Below are 3,633 nucleotides of genomic sequence, written 5' to 3' on the forward strand. Positions count from 1 at the left end.
ATCGCATGGTCTTTCTGGCGCAGAGCTCATCAGGCTGCCGCTCAACGCGCTCACGTCAAATCAAAAAGACAACTGTAATGCTAGCTTCCACTATTCGGCATTCCAAAAGGGGGCACAGCGATGAGAATTGGCTACGCGAGCTGCAGCGTCAGTCACGAGGTGCAGCATGATCAAGAAAGCTGACATGAAAGGTTGGACGCCTAAAAAGCATCTGCAGGGATGGACGCCTGAGCATGGATGGGCTCCGAAGAACGGGAACGTACCGCAGAAAGCCAAGCGGAACGTGTCGATTGATAAGGGCGACCCCATCATCGTCGGTGTTCACAGCACCGCGCCCCGACCTGCATCGGACCCACAGGACACAGTGACCATTGAACGTCTTGACCGCGCTCTTGCACTGTGTGCGTAGCTGGTGGAGCGGGACGGCCCTAAGAGAGCGCCGCTATTCGAGAGGCTGGAGCGCGAGCTGGCCGCGATGCGCCAAACTCAAGACACGGTGGCTCGCGCGAAGTGGCTGCTGGAATCCTACACCGGCCGGCATCCCCGCCTGTCGCTCCTGCCGCCGAGCGAATGAGCGAGGCGTAACCCCCGGCATGAGCTCTCGAAGAGAAAGGCCCTGTTTCGGCGGGGCCTTTTTGCTGTGAGCGCCATGCCGCCCACAGGTTTTTGCTTGTTACCGGACTATCGCGCGCTCCAATCTTATGATTGGTTGCGTCTGTCCACGGTGTCTTTGCCTTCCATCATGATCCCCCAAATTTCGCGAGGGAGAGGCATGTATGTCTGGACAAGGCCGCTGTTGACGCCGCGCGAAGCCGCCCACCGGCTCAAGGTCACCGAGGACCAACCAAGCGCGTTGGTCCAGGACGGCGAGATCAGCTACATCAACGTGGGGCGGGGGAAGAAGCGCCCGCGCCGGCGATACGCCGAACAGGATATCGTCGAGTTCGAAGCACGCCGACGGCAGCGAGAGGCGCGACCATGTCAGTATACAAGGACAAGCGATCGCCATATTACAAGTACGACTTCCAGCGCAGTGGTCGTCGGTTTCATGGCTCAACGAAGTGCACGGCTCGCAAAGAAGCCGAATGATTCGAATCCAACGAGCGAGAGAACGCCAAGAAGCACTTGAAGGCGACGACGCGATCCAAGTCCTCGCTCGCGCGTTGACGTTGCCGTTCGGCTCTATAACGAGAAGGGGCAGTATGATGCAGAGCCGAAAGCCACTGAGACCAACCTCGCGCGGCTGGTCACGTATTTCGGCGAGGCGAAGCTGCTCACCGACATCGATCACAAGGCAGCCAAAGAGCTTGTAGCGTGGCGCCGGGCGCATCGCGTTTCACGGCGCAGCAAACTCAGCATCATATTGCTCGGCTTCTTTTTCTGTTCTTCTATGGCGTCTTTCAGTCGCTGACTGATCTCAAGTTCGGTCGGCCGCTGGTCCAGTTCGTGGGGGAACAGCATCCGCGCCATTCTTGTCTACGCCGGATCGGGGGTGGTTGCGGAGGCTTCCTTCGGTCTTGCACTTGCAAAATTGTTCGCGACCGAAGTCGTCATTGCACGGCTGATGCGACCGGTCATCCTCTTGCCGGTGATCGCTGGCCCTATCGCGGCGATGCTCGACCAGTCAAGATGCGACTCCTCGGCGCCCGCGATCGCCCCTCGTGCTGCCTCCGATGAGCGTAGCGCTCATGTGGACGACGATGATGGACCCGCAAAGCGGGATCCTTAAGTATCTGCTCTCGCTTGCAGGAATCGCCCGCTTTGCATGGATTTCAGATCCCAACACCGCAACGTTCGTAAGCGCTTAGACGGGACCCTTATTGGAGCTGGCTTGACGCTTTGCGGAATCGCCACGGCATGAGGTCTTCGATTCTGCTATGGGGATGGCCGTCGATGATGGCCTCGAGTGTTTCGGCGATGTAGGCGGCCGGGTTGACGTCGTTGAGCTTGCAGGTGGCGACGAGCGACGCAAGCAAGGCCCAATTTTCAGCCCCGACCTCATGTCCGGCGAAGAGAGCATTTTTTCTGGTCAGGCAGACTGGCCGGATGGCGTTCTCGACCGGGTTCGTGTCGAGCTCGAGGCGCCCGTCTTCGAGGAAGCGGTCAACCCCTGTCAGTGATTGAGCGCGTAGCGGATGTCCTCGGCGAGCGTCGAACCGCTGGAGATCATCGACAGCTGTTTCTCGAACCAAGTCTTTAACGCGGCGATTATGGGCAGCGAGTGCTCCCTGCGCGCGGCCAGCCGGATGTCCGGCGATGAGCCGCGCACCATGGCTTCGATGGCGTAAAGCTGTGCGATGTGCCGAACGGCGGCCTCGGCGATCGGCGATTTGCTGTTACGGGCCAATTTGACGAAGCGCCGGCGCAAATGGCTCCAGCAATGCACGAGCGTCCACGGCCCTTGCGGTCGAGCGACTTCGGTCAGCCGGTCATAAGCGTCATAGGCGTGGCATTGCAGGAAGTGTCCGCAAAAGCCATCCAGGAACTGCTCCGCAAAGGCACCGATGCGACCGGGGGCATATCGGAACAGCACGATCGGCGGACTTGGGCCGCTGTGGCCGCGGTCGTCGGAGACGATCGCCCAGAAGTACCCCTTCTTCGTGTGGCCTCGCCCGGGATCGAGCACCGGCGCCGTGGTTTCGTCCATGAACAGACGATCCGCCATGGCTAGGCGCTGGCGCATGTGGTCCGCGATAGGCTGAAGATGGAAGCAGGCGCGGCCGGACCAGTTGCCCAGTGTCGCCCGATCAAGTCGGATGCCCTGACGCGCATAGATCTCGGCTTGGCGGTAAAACGGCGTATGGTCGCCAAACTTGGAGACGATCACGTGCGCAATCGCCGCTTCGGTCGGCAGCCCGCTGGGCACCACGTGCTCCGGTGCGTGCGCCTGCACGACAGGGCCCGAGCAATGGCGACAGATGTATTTCGGGCGGCGCGTGACCAACACCCGCCATTGCGCCGGGATCACGTCGAGGCGTTTGCTGACGTCCTCGCCGATCTTCGTCATGGCACCGCAATCGCACGGGCAAAGCGTGCTCGCAGGCTCGATGATCCGTTCCACCCGTGGCAAATGGGCAGGCAAGCAGCCGGGGTTGCGATGAGAACCTTGATCCGGCGCGCTCCGCGAGCGGCCCTGGATCACAGCCTCGGCTCTCTCCTGCGCCGCGTCCAGGATGCGTTGCGCGATCTCTACGTCTTCCAGCACCAAGTGATACTGATCTGGCCGCAGCTTCTCGGATTTCGCGCCGAACTTCTCGCGTCGCAATTCGCCGAGAATGACCTCCAGCCAACGTCGCGCTTCTTCCGACGCCGCCAGCGCCCCCTGATGCTCGCTCAGGGCTGCCTGCGTTTGCGCCAAAAAGCGCCTTCAGGCGGTCGTTTTCGTCGCGCGGCGCCGCAATGCTCATGCGCTATTTCGAGCACATCAACACTGCGCGTGCCACGTTCAAAATAGCTCCCGAGTCAATCTGCCGCAGTTATCCGGCTGCCTGGGGACGCCGCGCTTCTTCCGGGCGGACCAACCTCCAATCCAGCCCCTCGAACAGGGCAGCGAACATCGCCGGCGATATCCGTATCACGCCGTCTGCGATCGTTGGCCAAACGAACTTGCAACCTTCAAGACGCTTGTGCACC

General features: G+C 61.0%; 2 protein-coding genes and 1 pseudogene. 1 reads left to right on the forward strand and 2 read right to left on the reverse strand.

Annotated elements, in window-relative coordinates; translation table 11 throughout:
* The first annotated feature begins 166 nt into the window (after positions 1–166).
* Positions 167–409: a hypothetical protein gene (locus IVB32_RS27185; protein ID WP_247411945.1), complete on the forward strand. Its 243-nt coding sequence runs from the start codon at positions 167–169 to the stop codon at positions 407–409.
* Positions 410–1,287: 878 nt separating this feature from the next.
* On the opposite strand, the gene IVB32_RS27190 is transcribed toward IVB32_RS27185, so the two are convergent.
* Both IVB32_RS27190 and IVB32_RS27195 read right to left on the reverse strand, forming a co-directional pair.
* Entirely contained in the window at positions 1,288–1,470 is a 183-nt protein-coding gene (locus IVB32_RS27190) for a hypothetical protein (RefSeq protein ID WP_247411948.1), read from the reverse strand.
* 347 nt (positions 1,471–1,817) lie between these two features.
* Positions 1,818–3,358, reverse strand: a pseudogene (locus IVB32_RS27195) (IS66 family transposase).
* Between the last annotated feature and the right edge of the window lie 275 nt (positions 3,359–3,633).

The sequence above is a fragment of the Bradyrhizobium sp. 23 genome, from assembly GCF_023073295.1.
In the GTDB taxonomy this organism is placed as follows: domain Bacteria; phylum Pseudomonadota; class Alphaproteobacteria; order Rhizobiales; family Xanthobacteraceae; genus Bradyrhizobium; species Bradyrhizobium canariense_D.

What these genes read in the sequence shown, in the direction of transcription:
- IVB32_RS27185 (WP_247411945.1), top strand. Translation starts at nt 167, where the DNA reads ATGATCAAGAAAGCTGACATGAAAGGTTGGACGCCTAAAAAGCATCTG.
- IVB32_RS27190 (WP_247411948.1), bottom strand. Translation starts at nt 1,470, where the DNA reads ATGGCGCGGATGCTGTTCCCCCACGAACTGGACCAGCGGCCGACCGAA.